The organism is Scandinavium sp. UTDF21-P1B (assembly GCF_040750395.1).
Taxonomy (GTDB): Bacteria; Pseudomonadota; Gammaproteobacteria; order Enterobacterales; family Enterobacteriaceae; genus Scandinavium.
Genome location: NZ_JBFLVD010000001.1, coordinates 31,206 through 46,499, shown reverse-complemented (window position 1 = coordinate 46,499; position 15,294 = coordinate 31,206). Strand labels below are relative to the sequence as shown.

Here is a 15,294-nt window from a genome sequence, read left to right as displayed (position 1 = left end):
GCGCAGCGCCATCGGGCGTCGTTAACATCGCTGAAACATCAGAAAATCCCTTTCTGGCGCACCTTGTTCATTTTCTGCGTCGGGGCATCGACGGCGCTGAGATCGACCTCTTCCGCCTGAGCATTGCGCGGAGAATCCTGCGCGGTGGCGTTTCGCCCGCTCACCCGCAGCTGCTGTAAAAGCAGATGCTGTTGCTCCAGCAGCGTCTTCAGCTCCGCCACTTCCCGGCGTAACATCGCGGTTTCTTCGCTGGCACCGCTCTCTGACGCTGCCGGGGAAGGGGCCGGTAACATCTGCGTCATCAGCGTACGCATCTGCTCCAGCTGCTGCTGGCTGAAGTCCGTTGCTGCGGCGGTCGTCGTTTCTGGTGCTTCACCCGGCAGCAGACCGTCATGCTGTAGCTCAGCGCACAGGCTTTCCAGAGTGAGCGCTTCGCGTCCCAGTGATTCCGCAATGCGGCTGCACAGCTGAGGCTTCAGCAAATGCAGCTGCAGGCCCGCCAGATAAACGTGGCGATGAAAGCGGCGGATCTCCATATTGGCCTCGGTCACGCCGCTTCCGGTCTGCTGTACCGCCTCGTGCCAGGTTTTCAGCTGCATCATCGCCCGCTGATCGGCGCGGGAGGTCTCCGGAGAGAGATGAAGCGACAGGTTAACCCGCCGCATCTGCCCGCTACGCATCCTCACCCACCTCAATCATCTGCGGTGCGGCAACCTGCTCTACGCCGGACTCTGCGTGATAGAGGCAAATTTCCCGGGAGAGCGCGCTTTGCGGGCTGTCGATAGTCACCACGCGATCGCCGAGCGTTGCGTAGGCCTGACGCAGCGCGGCCTCAATCAGGTGCGCACCGCCGCCGACCACGTACACGCGGTTCGGGTTTTTGGCGAATTTCTTCGCTTCATACGCGACCTGATCGCCCAGTTCCTGAATTTTGGTTTCGATGCGCTCAAGGATGTCGGCAATACGTGATTCATCGTTAATCACGCTTTTAACAAAATCCATATCGTGACGGCGCTTGATCAGCTCGTTCGCCACCAGATAGCTGGAGTCGCTGTCGGCGGCGGCCAGCAGCTTACGGGTCGCGTCGGTCACCATCGCCACGCCGATTTCGTTGTTGCCGTAAATCGCTGACACATCATCAAACTCACCGACAATCACGCCCATATCGAGAGTGGTGCCGCCGCAGTCAATCACCAGCGATTTAGTGAATTCATTGACGTTAGAGTTCAGCAGGTGCGACAGCGCCGCAGGCAGGCTTTCCGGCATCACCTGAACGTCAACAATGCGGAACAGTTCACCTTTGTTGAGGGAGATCTCGCGCATCAGGTTGCGGCGCTTGGCTTCGATACGTTCGTCGTTGCGCTGGCAGTCATCCGGCTTGTAGAACTGGGTGATGGGCAGCGTCACCACCACTTCAACATCGCACGGCGTAAGGCCGGTCTGCAGCAGCGCATGGTGTACCGCCAGCAGGTTCAGATCGTCGTACTGGTACTCGATATGAGTGGTGGAAAGCGCTTTATCAGAGGTGGCATCGTAGGTGTATTTGGTGGTGCCGATGGTGTAGTTGTACACCGCCTGGCCACGCAGCAGCGCTGCACTCTTCCAGTCTTTACGGAACGAGTTCGGAGACACCACGGTTTTCAGGGTGCCGTTCTCAATCCAGCTGATTTTAACGTTGGTGGAGCCATCATCGATGGCGAATTTCATACGGGTTGCGGTCATGGAGATTACTCAATCTAAGGTTCAGGGTTACAGCACCGCGTCGTCGGTCAGAATGCGACGCGCGCCGAGGTAATGGTTTTGCCAGAAATCGTCGGAAAGCTGGCTGATGCGGATATTCAGGCCGGTACGCGGCGCTTCAATAAACTGGCCGTCGCCGAGATAGACGCCAACGTGGTCAGCCCCCGGACGCTCGCTGATATCGAAGAACACCAGATCCCCGCGTCGCAGTTTTTCCTGGCGAACGGATTTAAGATGCTTGTCCTGATACATGGCATTGGCAGTGCGCGGCAGCTTGCGGCTCAGCACATGATTCCAGGCGTAGAACACCAGCCCGCTGCAGTCGAAGCCTTCGCCCGGCGACTGTCCGCCCCAGACGTAAGGCTTGCCCAGTTGGTTTTTCAGCCTCTGAATCACCACCCGCAGCGAAGCCGCCGCTTTGGGCGACAGCTTCTCCTGCCCCAGCTCTTCCGGCGTCGGCATCCACAGCGCATCTGAACCGCCAAAGCGGCCAGGCTGCCAGCGCTCGTGCATGGCCAGCATCTCGCGGTTCTTAACACGGTCGAGGCGCTTCTGTTCAGCCTCGTTGCGCTTTTGCTCGGGCGTCAGTGGCACGGTGGCGATACGCTGGCGCACTTTGCTCATCAGCCGCTCGCGGTTTTTCATCCGTTTCGCCGCCTCAAGGCTTGTTTCTCGCGTCAGCGAAGACTTCACCTCCTGCGGGCGGGCATCGCTGACGCCAGGAAAGAGCAGCGCCAGGGTAAGAAGAAAAAAAGGTGCCTGGGCGCATGAGGCAAAGCGGGCAGGCACAAAACGGACTGAGGTAAAAATGGACATCACAACGGGTTAATCTGCGTATTAATTTTTCGACAATTTGTCAGCCAGCGGCTTGATCACTTTCTCGCCATGCTGACCGAAGAACTGGTACAGGGATTCACTGGCGGAGTGCGTCAGCACCATAATTTCAATGCGGCGGTTCGCTGAGCTCAGCGGATTTTGCGGATCGAGCGGCATCTGATCGGCCATGCCGCTCACCTGCAGGATCTGATTCTGATCCAGACCGTTACGGGTCAGCACCCTACGCGCCTGCATCGCACGTTCACCGGACAGGTTCCAGTTGTTGTACAGATCCTGGTCGCGGAAATGCGTCGCATCGGTGTGGCCGGTGATAATGATTTTATTATCAATGGTGCTCAACGCCGGGGCGAACTCGCTCAGCAGACGATTAAAGAACGGCGTCAGGATCGCGCTGCTGCGCTGGAACATTTCGCGCTTCTGATCGTCGGTGATCAGAATGCGCAGGCCCTGAGGTACAATTTCCAGCTTGAGGTTGGACTGAGCGTCATAGGCGGAAGTGATCTTCATGATGATCCGCGCCAGGTCCTCGATCTCCCGCTGCGATCGGGTGTTCACGTCTTCGAGGCTTTGGGAGTGCTTCACCTGCTGTGCTACGTTCTTCTGCGGATCGGCAGGGCTTTTGTCCGCGGTCTTTCTTTTTGATAAGGCATCGCCGGTCGTCAGGGTCGCCATTTTACCGCCCGCTTCTTTCTGGGTAATCGGTGAAATCGAGTGCCCTTCGAACAGGCTGTCGCCGTTGAGGTTGGAAACAATCTCTTTGCGCTCTTCTTCCGTCACAGACCCCATGATCCACAGCACCATAAACAGCGCCATCATCGCGAGGGTAAAGTCAGCGAACGCCACCTTCCACGCCCCGCCGTGCATGGCCTCATGGCCCTTGCGCGCGGAGCGTTTGATTATCGTGGTGTGCTCTTTGTTGCGGCTACGCATCAGATGTCACCCGTCATCTGATTCACCCAGCCGTCGAGGGTGGCAAACGTCGGTTTGGTGTCCATCGGCAGCATTTTGCGTCCGGCGTCCACCGCCAGCAGCGTCGGTTTACCCGCCACGTGGTTAACCAGCACGGTACGTACGCACTCCAGTACCGCAATCTGCTTTTTAGTACGCTGTTCCATGGCGTTCGCCACCGGATCCATAAAGCAGTAGCAGAAGAATACGCCGAGGAAGGTGCCGACCAGCGCCGCCGCGACCTTCACGCCAATCACCGCAATAGAACCGTCAATGGACTGCATGGTGATGATGATCCCCAGTACCGCCGCACAGATGCCGAAGCCCGGCATCGCTTCTGCGGTACGCTGCAGCGAACGCGAAGGCTGCAGCAGGTTCTCTTCCATCGCCACCAGCTCCTGCTCGAGGATACCTTCAAGCTCGTGCTCGTTAATCTTGCCCATCGCCATCAGGCGGAAGTTATCCGAAATAAAGGTGATCAGCGGCTTGTCGCCCAGCAGCAGCGGATACTTCTGGAACAGCGGGCTGTTGTCAGGAGATTCGATATGCTCATCCAGCACCTTCAGGCCGCCGTCCTGCACCAGCTCCAGCAGCTCATACAGCAGCATCAGCAGCTGACGCTGGTACTCGTTGGTGTGCTCGTCCTTGCGCAGGATCCCGCGAAACTGACGTCCCATTTCTGCCAGTACCGGACGTGGGTTCGCCAGGACCATTGCGCCAATACCTGCGCCGACGATGATGATGATTTCGCCCGGCTGCCAGAAGGAAGAAACGCGTCCTCCCGACATAATAAAACCGCCGACAACGCAGGCAAGGATGATAAAAATACCGAAGAATTTTTGCATAACGCTTTCACTTCTCGAAAAAAGACTGGATTTTCTGCGCGATTTTTTTGTTGAGCTGACAGACGCGGGCCTCGGTTAAGTCGAGGACCAGCGCTATCTCTTTCAGGCTCATCTCGTGCTGGTAATAGAGCGTCAGAATTAACTGTTCACGCTCGTCAAGGCTTGCCAGCGCGCTGCGCAGCGTCCGGCTGACGATCATCTCGTCCTCCAGAGGACGGCTGTCCAGCGCACCGGTATAAATATCGTTCCCCAGAAGGTCATCCAGACTCTCCAGGCTTCTGGCGCAGTCCAGCAGCAAATACTCCTGGTACTCCTCCGCCGTAATGGCAAGATGCTGCTTCAGATCCTCAAACGTTGGCGTGCGTCCGAGCTTGCGGGCCAGCTCGCGAATGGCATCGTTCAGCTTGTGTGTTTTCTGTCGCAGGCGGCGTGGGCGCCAGTCGAGCTGGCGCAGTTCATCGAGCACCGCGCCCCGCACGCGCTGAGCGGCAAAGGCGCCAAACTGCTCATCGGGGTGGCCATAGCGACGCAGAGACGTCAGAAGCCCCATCAGGGCTATCTGCTCCATATCCTCTTTGTCCATCACGCTGCTGGCCTGCCAGGCCAACTGGCGGACAACCTTGTTCACCAGCGGCAGGTACGCCTGCAGATAGCGAGCTTCGTCTGCCGGGGTCATCGCCTCACTGGCGATAAAATCCATCATTTCCATCACGACGGCGGTCTTACTGGAAAACCATCTTGCTGATGATCACATCATCAAACGGGACGGGAATTTTCAGACTGGCGAATTTCTCGATGTAGGCCGCTTTGAGCTTGTCGCGCAGCGTGCCCACGCTCATCTCACGTACGGCCTGATAATCCATCTCCGACAGCAGGCTGACCGTCGCGCCGCGAATAGCAGGCGTCATATCCTCCACGCTTTTGGTTTTCTTCGGATCGGATGTCGCGAGGTTGACTTCCAGCAGCAGGTAGCGCTCATTTTCGCTGGTTCCTTTCAGCGTGATGACCACGTTTTTGATCTCGACAAACTCAACTTTGTGCGAGTCTGAGGAGGTGAAAAAGCCAGAGATCGCGTTTTCGCCCGTAGTAGCGTCGGCGCGGAAATAGTGCATTCCGGCAACCGTCAACGCGGCAGCACATACCGCCGTGACCAGGGCGATAATCACCCCAAAAAGCATTGTTTTTGCGTTCATGATGTTCTGTCTGTTAAACGGTCATTAAGACCGGATCGTTGTTAAATCGTTGAGCATCCTGCTCTGCCGACGGCAGTTCATTGCCTGCCAGAATGGCGGCTTCCTGCTCCCCAGCCCAGGCGTGGCCTTTACTCTGCTGCTGGCCCGACTGCGAGGAAACCTGGACGTTAACCTGCACGAAGTTTTGCTCGGTCAGGCTCTGGCGCAGGTCATTGCTGGTCTGCTGCAACGCCCGGTAGACCTCGGCGTGGCTGGCGTTGATCTGCACCTGCACCCGGCCATTGTCGACCTGCAGCGAGATATCAATCTTGCCCATATCCGGTGGGTCGAGACGGATCGTCGCGTGCTGGATCTGATTTTTCACCTGAATCTGCAGTCGATCGCCAAGCGCGCTTTGCAGCTGCTGTGACCAGCGGCTGTCTTCCGTATCCACATGAACAGGCGCATGCTGCATGACGCCAGTGGCGGCATCAGAAGCCCCCACCGTTGGCGTCGCTGAAACGGTGGTTGTTGCGGGTGAGACAACGCCGACGGTCGCAAGCGTGTTAAGCATCTGCGGTGCAACCGGCTGCATCTCTTTCGGCAGCGGAACGGCCGTTTCCCCGCCCGTTACTCCATGAACGGGGATGGCTGGCGCAGGCGTCGGTGAAGGATTCAGCGTCGACGCAAGACCAGTGCCACTCATCGTGGGCATGGTCGGCGAAAGCGACAGCGTCGGGGCGCTGTTTGCCATCGCGACCAGCGGCTCCGCTGGCGTTCTGACAGGCATCTGGCTGGACATCAACAATGCTTCCAGCAGCTGCTGTGGCGCGGTGTCCTTCAACGGCAGCGTCGTCGCCTGCGCGTCGTCTTTCTCGTCATCCTTGTCTGCCAGCGTCGTCACGTCCGCGCTGACGTTCGGCCGTGGAAGCGTCTGCCCCTGCTGCGCCAGTAGCGTGGAGATGACATTCAGCAACGCATCGCCAAACCCTGCGTTACCGGAAGCCGTTTCACCATTGCCCTGGGGCTGCGCAGCGGTAGCCTCCGCTGGCAGCGGCGTACCTGAGGCGGTGTTCAGCCCGGCGGTAAGATTGAGCAAATCCATTAGACGAGATCCTCCGCGTCCATAAAGCTCGCATAGGCGCTGGCGCCCTCACGATTGCGGCGTGAGAGCGCCATCTTCTGCGCCAGCACGTCGCTTTCCACTTGAGCGCAGTCCCTCACCTGCTGGTGCAGCTTGCTCACGGTATTCAGCGCCTGGCGCAACGGCTCATCCGGCGTCACCGAACTCAGCGACGCCAGAAATTTCGCCAGGCTGACATCCACGCGCTCGACTTCCGCCCAGCGCCCTTCCGCCGCCGCCTGTTTCAGCGCTTCTCCCAGCGCCAACAGGGTTTTCGCCTGACTCATGCCGCCTGACCCATCTTTTCCCAGCCCTGCTGAAGATTGCCGAGGATCGCTTCCACCTCTTCAATCTGCTCCACGGAAAGCTTGTGGCTGGCGTCATACAGGCGGTAAACGCAGTAGTCGTAAAGGTTTGCAAGGCTCACTGCCAGCTCACCGCCTTTATCGAAGTCCAGCGCGCTGGTCAGCGCATTGAGAATGTCGATGCATTTATTGATGCTTTCAGCCTTGCGCTCATAGCGGCGAGCGGCGATATGGCTTTTGGCGCGTACCAGCTCATCCATCAGCCCGTTGAACAGCATCAGCACCAGCTGATGCGGGTTCGCCGCGGCGGCCTGGATAGCCAGATCGGACTGTTGATACTGGCCGAAGCCTTCCTGTTCATTGCCGTACATAACCGGAGTTGTTCCTTAAGCTAAGCCAAACATGCCCATGGTGTTGTTCATTTGTGTCATCACCTTCTGCAACTGCGTAAACTGCTTGAGATAGCGGTTGTAGGAAGAGTCATAACGGTTCTGCATTTTTTCCGTTTTGGTATCGATATCTTTCTGCTGGCGATCCAGTGAGTCTTCACGTCCCTTCAGCAGACCTGAGGTACTGCTGAGGTATTTATCCAGCGATTTATCCATCGTCTTGAGCAATCCTTTGTCACCGTTGAAGAAATCAGTAACGGACTGCGGGTCGTTTTTCAGTTGCTCGTCGAGCTTGTTGCTGTCGAGGGTCAGCTTGCCGTCTTTATCCGCGGTGATGCCGAATTTGGTCATATTCTGATCGCCGAAGGTGTTGCGCAGCATGTTGCTCAGCTCGTTGCTGAGAGAGGACATACTGGCATCCCCGGCAAACGCCCCGCGGTCCTTGCCATCGCTGCCGCTGGATGTCAGGCCCTTCAGGGTATCTTTCAGAGTGTTATAGGCATCGATAAACGCCTGAACCTGCTCCTGGGTGCCGGTGGTATCGGTATCCACGGTGATGATCAGCGGCTTGTTCGTCTCGGTGGTACCGGTCAGCTGAATGCTGACGCCGTCGATCAGGTTACTCAGGGTGTTAGAGCTGCTGGTGAGTTCATTCTGTGAATTACCGAGGGTGAATTTCGCATCCTGGGCGGTGGAAATTTCATCGGTATTATCAAAAATCGTCTGGTCGCTGGTCAGGCCAGAGGTATCCAGCTGAATGCTGTTCTTTGCCCCGGTCTGATCGCTGCTCAGCATTAACGTCACTTTGCCGTCGGTACGCACCAACGAGGCGGTAACACCGGTTTTTTCACCGTCGCTGCCTTCCGGAAACTCCGATTTGTTCACCGCATCAGCAAAATCCGACAGGCTCTCCAGGTCGTCCATGTTGATATCAATGGATTTTCCATCGACGGTGATGGTCATGGTGCCAGTGGCATCCTTGATGCTTTGGTCCGTCAGATCTGAATAGCCGGTCTGCTCCGCCGTTGCCAGTTGCTTAACGTTCAGGCTGTAGGTGCCTTTGCGCGCCGAAGCGCTGGCGGTGATGTTGGCGATCCCCTCCTGATTCATAGTGGCCGTATTTTTCAGCACCGTGCTACTGGAGGAGTTCATTCCGGTGATAGCCGTACGGAAGGTGGTCAACGCGGTGCGCAGTGACGACAGCGCCGTACGTTGCGCAGCCAGGGTGGTCGATTGGCTTTTCAGCGCATTTTGCATCGCCAGAATATCGTACTGGGCCAGCTGAGTGGCCATCTGTGTAGGATCAATACTGGAAAAGTCAGACATCGTTAGTTTCTCCTGGCAAGCGTGCTATCGGTAATACACATCCTGTATAGCAATTGTCATGCCAACTTTTTAGTTTTTAATTTTCAATGCGTTAAAAACAGGAAGGAATCACCGCTTCCGGTTTTTCCGCGAGGAGGAAACGCATCAGGGGCAAAAAAAAACACCGCCATGCAGCGGTGTTTTCGTGGGTGATGGGACATCCGGCTCAGGATTAGCCCAGCAGGGACATCACCATACCGGACATGCTGTTGGACTGCTTCAGCATGGACATGCTGGTTTGTGCCAGCATCTGGTTGCGGGTCATGCTGGACGCTTCGCTTGCGAAGTCGGCATCCTGAATGTTGCCCAGCGCCAGCTCGGTGTTGTCCTTCATGTTCGCCAGGTTAGCCGCGGTGTGGCCCAGACGGTTGATGTTGGCACCCAGGCTTGAACGCATGGAACCCACGCTTTCCAGGCTCGTTTCCAGCGTCTTCATCAGAGCCTGTGCGCCAGAAGCCGTATCGATACCAGCCAGGGCACCAGAGATACTGGTGATACCGCTTGCGGTCGCAGCCAGTGCACCGGAGAGGTTAACGCTCATTTTCTCATCGGCGCTGGAGCCGATCTGGAAGTTCATCTCTTTGGTGAGTTTGCCGTCAGTGCTATCAAACAGTTTTTCACCGCCGTAAGAGGTGTTGCCCATGATGTTGTCCAGCTCTTTCTGCAGCTCGCCCAGTTCAGAACCGATCGCTTCGCGGTCTTTTGCAGTGTTAGTGTCGTTCGCTGCCTGCGTTGCGAGGTCTTTCATGCGGTACATGATGTTGCTCACTTCGTCGAACGCGCCTTCCGCAGTCTGCAGCATAGCAGTCGCATCAGAAATGTTACGCTGTGCAACAGCCATACCGTTGCTCTGACCCTGCAGGCGGCTTGCAATCTGCAGGCCCGCTGCGTCATCTGCTGCGGAGTTGATGCGTTTACCGGTGCCCAGGCGCTCCATCGCAGTGGATAACATGCTGTTGGATTTGTTCAGCGCGTTAATGGACGCCATGGAAGAACCGCTGGTGAAAATAGAAAGTGCCATCTTGTTTAATCTCCTTTGCAACCTGTCTGTCAGGTTTCGTGTCGTGTACCAGAGTAAAACGACACGCCTTGAGGAGAAATTAAATGGGATCTAAAAATTTTTTCGAAATAAAAATATTTCCTTTTATGTCAGGCATTCCGATTAGCCCGACTAATCAAAATCAGATGACATCTACGCGCTTTTAATCAGCTAAAAAATCAAGCAAATAGGAATAAAAAGCGACACAGAAAAAGAAAAACTTAAACCCTGTGCATTATATTTTTGCACAAATGGCCTGTGGCAATACCCATCACATCAGCATGGATAAGGCTGCAGTACAAAACAACCACAACCTAATGATAAATTTTAACATTAAGATAATTTATTTATCGCCCTTAACGTTTGAGCGTGAAATGACCAGGAATGTTAATAACCCCCCAGCACTTTTGTTCAGAATGGTGTTGCGCGTCACAGTTTTATCGCGTAAAAAGAGCCATAGGAAAAGAATATTCCTGGGTATCAGTAACATCAGGAAGATTAATGTCTTCCTGTTTTGCCTGAAAATCGGGCAAATACTGCTAGCTACCCAGACGAATTGGCTTTTCCTCCGCAGGCAGCGGCTATTCTTGAGTGAATAATAAATGGAGTTAACCAAAAGGTAACACATGCTGGGTGGTGAAAAATAACCCGGCAGTGTTGTTTTATATTTTTTGCTGGATGGTGATGGCCAAACGATGAATAAGCGCTATGGTTCCGTTAATAACTGGCTGATTGATCTTCCCTCAGGATCAATACTCCATTTAGTCACTGGAGAACGTAAGCGTCTGGGTGAATATCAGCTGAAGCTTCTGCATATATTAATGCAGGAAGCCGGGCGTATTTTCACCCGAGAAGAGCTCACTAACCTGGTATGGGAGCGTCGGGTGATTGGCAATAACAGTTTGCCGAACGCCATTCATGCACTCAGAGCGGCCTTAGAAGACGATGGAAAAACCCAAAAGATAATAAGAACCATTCCACGCAAAGGGTATTTGCTGGAGGCAGAGTACTGCTGCTTCGTCGAGAAAGAGGAAACGGAGGTCAGCGAACCGGAAGCCGATGACGCCAGCCCGGCTCCCGAATTGACAGAGAGCCTGAAGCCCGTCGAGCCGAACGCCCCTGAAGTCGCTGAGACTCTGATTTATGATGCGCCCCCTGCGCCCGCGCCGTTAGCATCGACTCCAGGAATAAGCCGGGCCCAACGCTGGATTGTGCTGGCGCTGCTGCTGTTACTCTCTTTCTTCCTCAGCATGATCCTCGCCTCAAGACTGGCACTGCACAACCAGAGCAACACGCTGGCGGCACAAGAGATCCAGGCCAACGTCTACAGCAACATCAGACTGTATGCCCTCGACAATGAAGTGAACCCGACCAAGGCAGAAGATCAGCTTTACGGCAAGCTTAAGGGAACACTTTACGCCCTGAACCAGATGCTCAAATCACAGTCGGTGACGATGGATGTCTACTTTTTCAGCGAGAACCAGACGCTGAACTACACCTTTTCGCTGCACAGTCGCTGCGATGAAAAACAGCTGGTGATGACCCTTTATCACTGGCGAATCGATGCGCAAAATCTCAACAACCTGATATTACGTGAAACCCGGAGGAAGCTCGGTGAAATGGCTACATGCAAAGACAGCTAACCGGCTGATTGCCGTTCTGATTCTGCTGGTCCTGGCGGCAGGCTGGGGAGCGTGGAGCACGTTTAATCCACCCCCTCTGCACGTCAAAACCGACGTAGAAGGCAATTTTCAGCTGGGCTTTTATGACCTGATGTCGCAGCGCAAAGAGATCTACGACTCCAGCATGCGCACGACCAACGGCACGGTATTCTCGACCATCACCAGCCCGGAAGATAACCGCTTCGTGTTTAAAGGGAAGTTCACGCAGACCGTTGCTCAGAACGGCAAACTCTATTTTTCTCTGACGCCAATTTACTACAGCACCCCGCAGAAGGGGCTCATGATTGATGGCTTAGTGGATTTGCTGATGCACACTCGCTTCTGGATGGCACCGATTGAAGTCGGCTCGAAGCCGCTGGTTGTCGGGCAGAGTGGATCGATATTTCTTTACCCGCTGAAGAAGTAATTCTGAACCGACGTCTTTTGCTTTACCGCCCGGCGGCGCTACGCTTGCCGGGCGGTAAAGCCAATGCAACCCCGGACCGGCATAAGACGCAGCCGTCACCCGGCAGGCATTGACGCTAATACGATGCCCCCTTACCCCAGCAAATTCTTCACCGTTCCCGCCCGGACGTTCGCCTGCGCACCGAGCGCCGTTGAAAGCGTGGAGAACTGCTGCGCGCTGGTGCTCAAATGCCGGGCCAGCGCTTCGGAGGTTTCCAGCGCCTGCTGTGGGCTGTAAACCGTCGCCATATCATCAATCCTCGACGACACGCTGAGCTGCTGCTGGCGAAGCTGGCTGCGCTGCGCGGTAATGTGGTTCAGCGTTTTCTGCATTTTCGGCAGGCTGTCCCATTCGCGACGCTGCGTTATGTTCAGCATCTCATCGCTGCTGGCAACTTCTGCCTGCGGCGCCAACAAGGTGAAGGAATCCGCCGGGAAGTGCCGTCCTTCGCCACGCACGCTGAGCTGCTGGCTGACCCGATCCCACTGCGACTCGGCAACCTGAAACGTCAGCTGCCCGCTTGCGGCCTGGCGAGCGTGAATACCGAGACGCCCCAGACCCACGTTCAGCTGCGTTAAGGTTTGTCTCGGCGTAGCTTCATCGGGCAGCACAATAGCGGCAAGCTGGCGCTCTCTGCCACCAAGAGCAAAGACCAGCGTTTCGCCGCCCGGATTAAGCAACAGCTTTTCGCTGCCCGGCAGGGTGAAGTTGACGCGGTTACTCTGCTGTACCGAAGAGGTCAGGTGCCGATCCACAGTACCGCCGGAAAGCTGCTGGCGGCGTTCGAGGTGTGTTTTTAACGCGCCGGACTGACGGCTGGCGTCGCCCTGATTGAACGCCTGACGCAGCTGCAGCAGACGGTTTTCGGTCTGCGCCAGATAGTCATCGGCCTGCTGAACGGCGGTAAGCTGCTGGTTAAGCTGCACGTTATAGCGCAGCGGACGGCGGGAAAGCAGCGCGGCTTCCGGAAAAGCATTACGCGCCGACGGCGTGGCAACCGCAGCCGGACGCTGAATGGTTTGCGAGGCATCCACCCCACCACGCGCGAGCGTAGCGGGAGTGTGAGCCGTGGTAGTTTTTAAACCGACTTGCATAATGATTACAACAGGCTGAACAGGTTGAGCTGGCTAACCATACTGTAAGCCTTGTTGGTTATCTGGATGGACTGGGTATACATCTGCAGGTTGCTGCTGGCTGTCGCCCAGTCGGTATCAGACAAATCACGCACCACCTGATCGTTGGCCATGCTGATGTCATCGTGGGCGTTCTTCAGCAGCTCCAGACGGTTCTGGCGGCCGCCGAGATCGGTATAGAGCGACGCTACGCCGTCGCTGCTCTTTTGCACCATCCCGATCGCATCGCTGATCTCACTCTGATAATCGGCGAAGTTTGCGTTCGGATCCTGCATTTTCTCGCTCAGCGCCTTCAGCTTATTCAGCACCTCCAGGTCGTTACCCGATGTGGAAAACGATCCGGCCACCTGAGTGGTTTCGCTGATGCTCACGCCGCTCGCCACGTCGGTTTCACGGGTTTTATCGTTGCCGTTGAAGACGTAGTTACCGTTCGCATCCTGCGTCACCGGACGGGTGTCGGTTTTGGTACCGGAGAAAAGATAGCCGCCGCTGTCATTTTTGGCGTTAAGGATCTCGACCATCGAATCGATCATCGAGGAAATTTCCGCCCCGTAGCCCTTCATATCCTCCTGGCTGTGGGTGCTGTTGTTGGCTGACAGCAGCTTGCTGCTCAGCGCATCAAGCTGATCGTCAAGCGCCGTCACCTGGCTTTCCTGAATGGCCAGCGATCCGCTCAGGCTGGAGATGTTGCTCTGATATTGCTTAATCGCCGACTGCTCGCGGTTGAGCTGCACCAGGCGGCTGGCGGCCACCGGGTCGTCCGACGGCACGTTCACCCGTTTTAAGGTGGAAAGCTGTTCCATCAGTTTACCAATGCGGGTCCCGTTCACGCCCAGTTGGGAGATCATCGCGTTGGAATTATAAAGGCTGCTGATACGCATTATTCGTTTCTCCGTGGCCTTACATCATGCTCAGCAGATCGCTGAAGATCTGGTTGCCGGCGGCAATCACTTTCATGTTTGACTGATACGCCTGCATATAAACTTGCAGGTTGATCGCCTCTTCGTCCTGGTTGACGGCGCTCAGGTTGTCGCGCTGGTTCTGCGCCTGCTCGTACACGGCAGTAGCAGCGTCGGTTTCGGTCTGGCTTTTACGGCTGGCGATACCAATAGTCGAGACAATAGCCGCCGCGCCATCGTTGAGGCTCATGTTGCCAAGGCCCGGAATATCCGTTGGCTGATTTTTCAGGTCGATCAGGGCTTTCAGGTTGTCGCCGTTGCCCACTTCGTCAGGATCGCTTGAGAGCGCAATCTCTTCCGGCGAGAGATCGGTCACGGTCAGCATTCCTGCCGGATTGCTCGGATCGAAGACGAACAGAGGTTTACCCTTTTCACCGTTCAGATCGTAGCCCTGGCCCAGCTGGTCGTTGAACAGCGTGGCGACGGATTCGGCCATGCCCTGCACCGCATCCTTCATCTGCTTCAGGGTGGTGGTTTCATAGTCATACAGCGCGCCAAGCTGGCCGCCCGTTGACGGGTTAATCGAATATTCGCTGTTGGAGAACTTGAGCGTCAGCGTGGTGTTACCGTTACCGTCCTGCGCGGCGGTCAGCTGCCCGGCGGTTTTACCGCTCACCAGCGGCTGGCCGTTGGTCATCGCCACGGTGAAGTTGCCCGCGCTGTCTTCCGAAACCTTCACGTCCACCATGGTGCTCATCTGCTTCACCAGTTCGTCGCGCTGATCGCGCAGTACGCTGGTGTTGCCGCCGGTGGCCTCCATTTCAGTAATTTTTTTGTTGTAGTCGGCGATACCCGCGCTCAGGGTATTCACCTGATCGACAATGGCGTTACGCTGGGTACCAACCGACGTCTTCTGGCTGCTAATGAAGTCGTTCATGCTGTTAAAGCGCTGGGCAAGCGATCCTGCCTGGTTCAGCAGCTGCTGGCGCAGGGCACGGTCATCCGGCTTTTGGGTCAGCGCACTCAGCGCCCCGACAAAATCGTCGAGACCGTTGCCGAGACTGGTTGAATCGGTACCGATCACCTTTTCCAGGGCGCTGACGTACTGGTTGCCCATCGCAAAGTAGTTTGCTTTGGTGTTGCTCTGCCAGACCTGGGCTGTCAAATACTGATCGGAAATGCGGCGAATCGAGTCGACCTGCACGCCGTTGCCAGCGGTCATGCCCGCTTCACCCATTGGGCCGATGGCGCTCTGGACAATGCCCTGGCGGCTATAACCTGGCGTCAGATAGTTGGCGACGTTCATTGACGTTACATTCATGCCGAGCTGCGCGGCCTGCACGCCGCTCCAGGCGATATTGATCATGCTCAT

General features: G+C 56.0%; 17 protein-coding genes. 2 read left to right on the top strand and 15 right to left on the bottom strand.

Going from position 1 to position 15,294, the window contains the following annotated elements:
- Window positions 1–38: 38 nt before the first annotated feature.
- The 12 genes from AB1287_RS00275 to AB1287_RS00220 all read right to left on the bottom strand — a co-directional run bounded on the left by AB1287_RS00275 (window position 39) and on the right by AB1287_RS00220 (window position 9,745).
- Window positions 39–680, bottom strand: a complete 642-nt coding sequence (locus AB1287_RS00275; protein WP_435616562.1) for a hypothetical protein — start codon at window positions 678–680, stop codon at window positions 39–41.
- Window positions 673–1,707, bottom strand: a complete 1,035-nt coding sequence (gene parM, locus AB1287_RS00270; protein ID WP_435616665.1) for a plasmid segregation protein ParM domain-containing protein — start codon at window positions 1,705–1,707, stop codon at window positions 673–675. Before parM ends, AB1287_RS00275 begins: the two co-directional genes overlap by 8 nt.
- Window positions 1,708–1,749: 42 nt before the next feature.
- On the bottom strand, window positions 1,750–2,556 hold the full coding sequence (locus AB1287_RS00265; protein WP_435616561.1) for a C40 family peptidase: 807 nt from the start codon (window positions 2,554–2,556) through the stop codon (window positions 1,750–1,752).
- 21 nt (window positions 2,557–2,577) lie between these two features.
- On the bottom strand, window positions 2,578–3,507 hold the full coding sequence (gene lafU / locus AB1287_RS00260) for a putative lateral flagellar export/assembly protein LafU (protein ID WP_435616560.1): 930 nt from the start codon (window positions 3,505–3,507) through the stop codon (window positions 2,578–2,580).
- Window positions 3,507–4,370: a flagellar motor stator protein MotA gene (motA, locus tag AB1287_RS00255; protein ID WP_435616559.1), complete on the bottom strand. Its 864-nt coding sequence runs from the start codon at window positions 4,368–4,370 to the stop codon at window positions 3,507–3,509. The genes lafU and motA overlap by 1 nt, the downstream gene beginning before the upstream one ends.
- Before the next feature lie 7 nt (window positions 4,371–4,377).
- Window positions 4,378–5,073, bottom strand: coding sequence for a FliA/WhiG family RNA polymerase sigma factor (locus AB1287_RS00250; RefSeq protein ID WP_435616664.1), 696 nt, complete (start codon window positions 5,071–5,073; stop codon window positions 4,378–4,380).
- Between the two features lie 19 nt (window positions 5,074–5,092).
- The gene (locus AB1287_RS00245; RefSeq protein WP_435616558.1) at window positions 5,093–5,563 is read right to left on the bottom strand and encodes a flagellar basal body-associated protein FliL; all 471 of its coding nucleotides are present in this window, start codon (window positions 5,561–5,563) and stop codon (window positions 5,093–5,095) included.
- A 13-nt stretch (window positions 5,564–5,576) separates the two neighbouring features.
- Window positions 5,577–6,647, bottom strand: coding sequence for a flagellar hook-length control protein FliK (locus AB1287_RS00240; protein ID WP_435616557.1), 1,071 nt, complete (start codon window positions 6,645–6,647; stop codon window positions 5,577–5,579).
- Window positions 6,647–6,952 (bottom strand): hypothetical protein, encoded by a 306-nt coding sequence (locus AB1287_RS00235; RefSeq protein ID WP_435616556.1) that lies wholly within the window; start codon window positions 6,950–6,952, stop codon window positions 6,647–6,649. Before AB1287_RS00235 ends, AB1287_RS00240 begins: the two co-directional genes overlap by 1 nt.
- Window positions 6,949–7,341, bottom strand: coding sequence for a flagellar export chaperone FliS (fliS, locus tag AB1287_RS00230; protein ID WP_435616555.1), 393 nt, complete (start codon window positions 7,339–7,341; stop codon window positions 6,949–6,951). Before fliS ends, AB1287_RS00235 begins: the two co-directional genes overlap by 4 nt.
- A 15-nt stretch (window positions 7,342–7,356) precedes the next feature.
- Window positions 7,357–8,685 (bottom strand): flagellar filament capping protein FliD, encoded by a 1,329-nt coding sequence (fliD, locus tag AB1287_RS00225; RefSeq protein ID WP_435616554.1) that lies wholly within the window; start codon window positions 8,683–8,685, stop codon window positions 7,357–7,359.
- Window positions 8,686–8,896: 211 nt separating this feature from the next.
- Window positions 8,897–9,745 carry a flagellin gene (locus AB1287_RS00220; protein ID WP_435616553.1) on the bottom strand — a complete coding sequence of 283 codons (849 nt, stop codon included), beginning with the start codon at window positions 9,743–9,745 and terminating at the stop codon, window positions 8,897–8,899.
- 713 nt (window positions 9,746–10,458) lie between these two features.
- Between AB1287_RS00220 and AB1287_RS00215 the strand changes: the two genes are divergently transcribed.
- Window positions 10,459–11,406: a transcriptional regulator gene (locus AB1287_RS00215; protein ID WP_435616552.1), complete on the top strand. Its 948-nt coding sequence runs from the start codon at window positions 10,459–10,461 to the stop codon at window positions 11,404–11,406.
- Entirely contained in the window at window positions 11,378–11,851 is a 474-nt protein-coding gene (locus AB1287_RS00210) for a hypothetical protein (RefSeq protein WP_435616551.1), read from the top strand. Before AB1287_RS00215 ends, AB1287_RS00210 begins: the two co-directional genes overlap by 29 nt.
- A 131-nt stretch (window positions 11,852–11,982) precedes the next feature.
- Here AB1287_RS00210 and AB1287_RS00205 read toward each other — a convergent pair whose 3' ends face one another.
- From AB1287_RS00205 to flgK, 3 genes are read right to left on the bottom strand one after another with little or no spacing between them, the layout of a single operon-like run.
- Window positions 11,983–12,984, bottom strand: coding sequence for a hypothetical protein (locus AB1287_RS00205; RefSeq protein ID WP_435616550.1), 1,002 nt, complete (start codon window positions 12,982–12,984; stop codon window positions 11,983–11,985).
- A gap of 5 nt (window positions 12,985–12,989) precedes the next feature.
- Entirely contained in the window at window positions 12,990–13,904 is a 915-nt protein-coding gene (flgL, locus tag AB1287_RS00200; RefSeq protein ID WP_435616549.1) for a flagellar hook-associated protein FlgL, read from the bottom strand.
- A gap of 19 nt (window positions 13,905–13,923) precedes the next feature.
- The gene (gene flgK, locus AB1287_RS00195) at window positions 13,924–15,294 is read right to left on the bottom strand and encodes a flagellar hook-associated protein FlgK (protein WP_435616548.1); all 1,371 of its coding nucleotides are present in this window, start codon (window positions 15,292–15,294) and stop codon (window positions 13,924–13,926) included.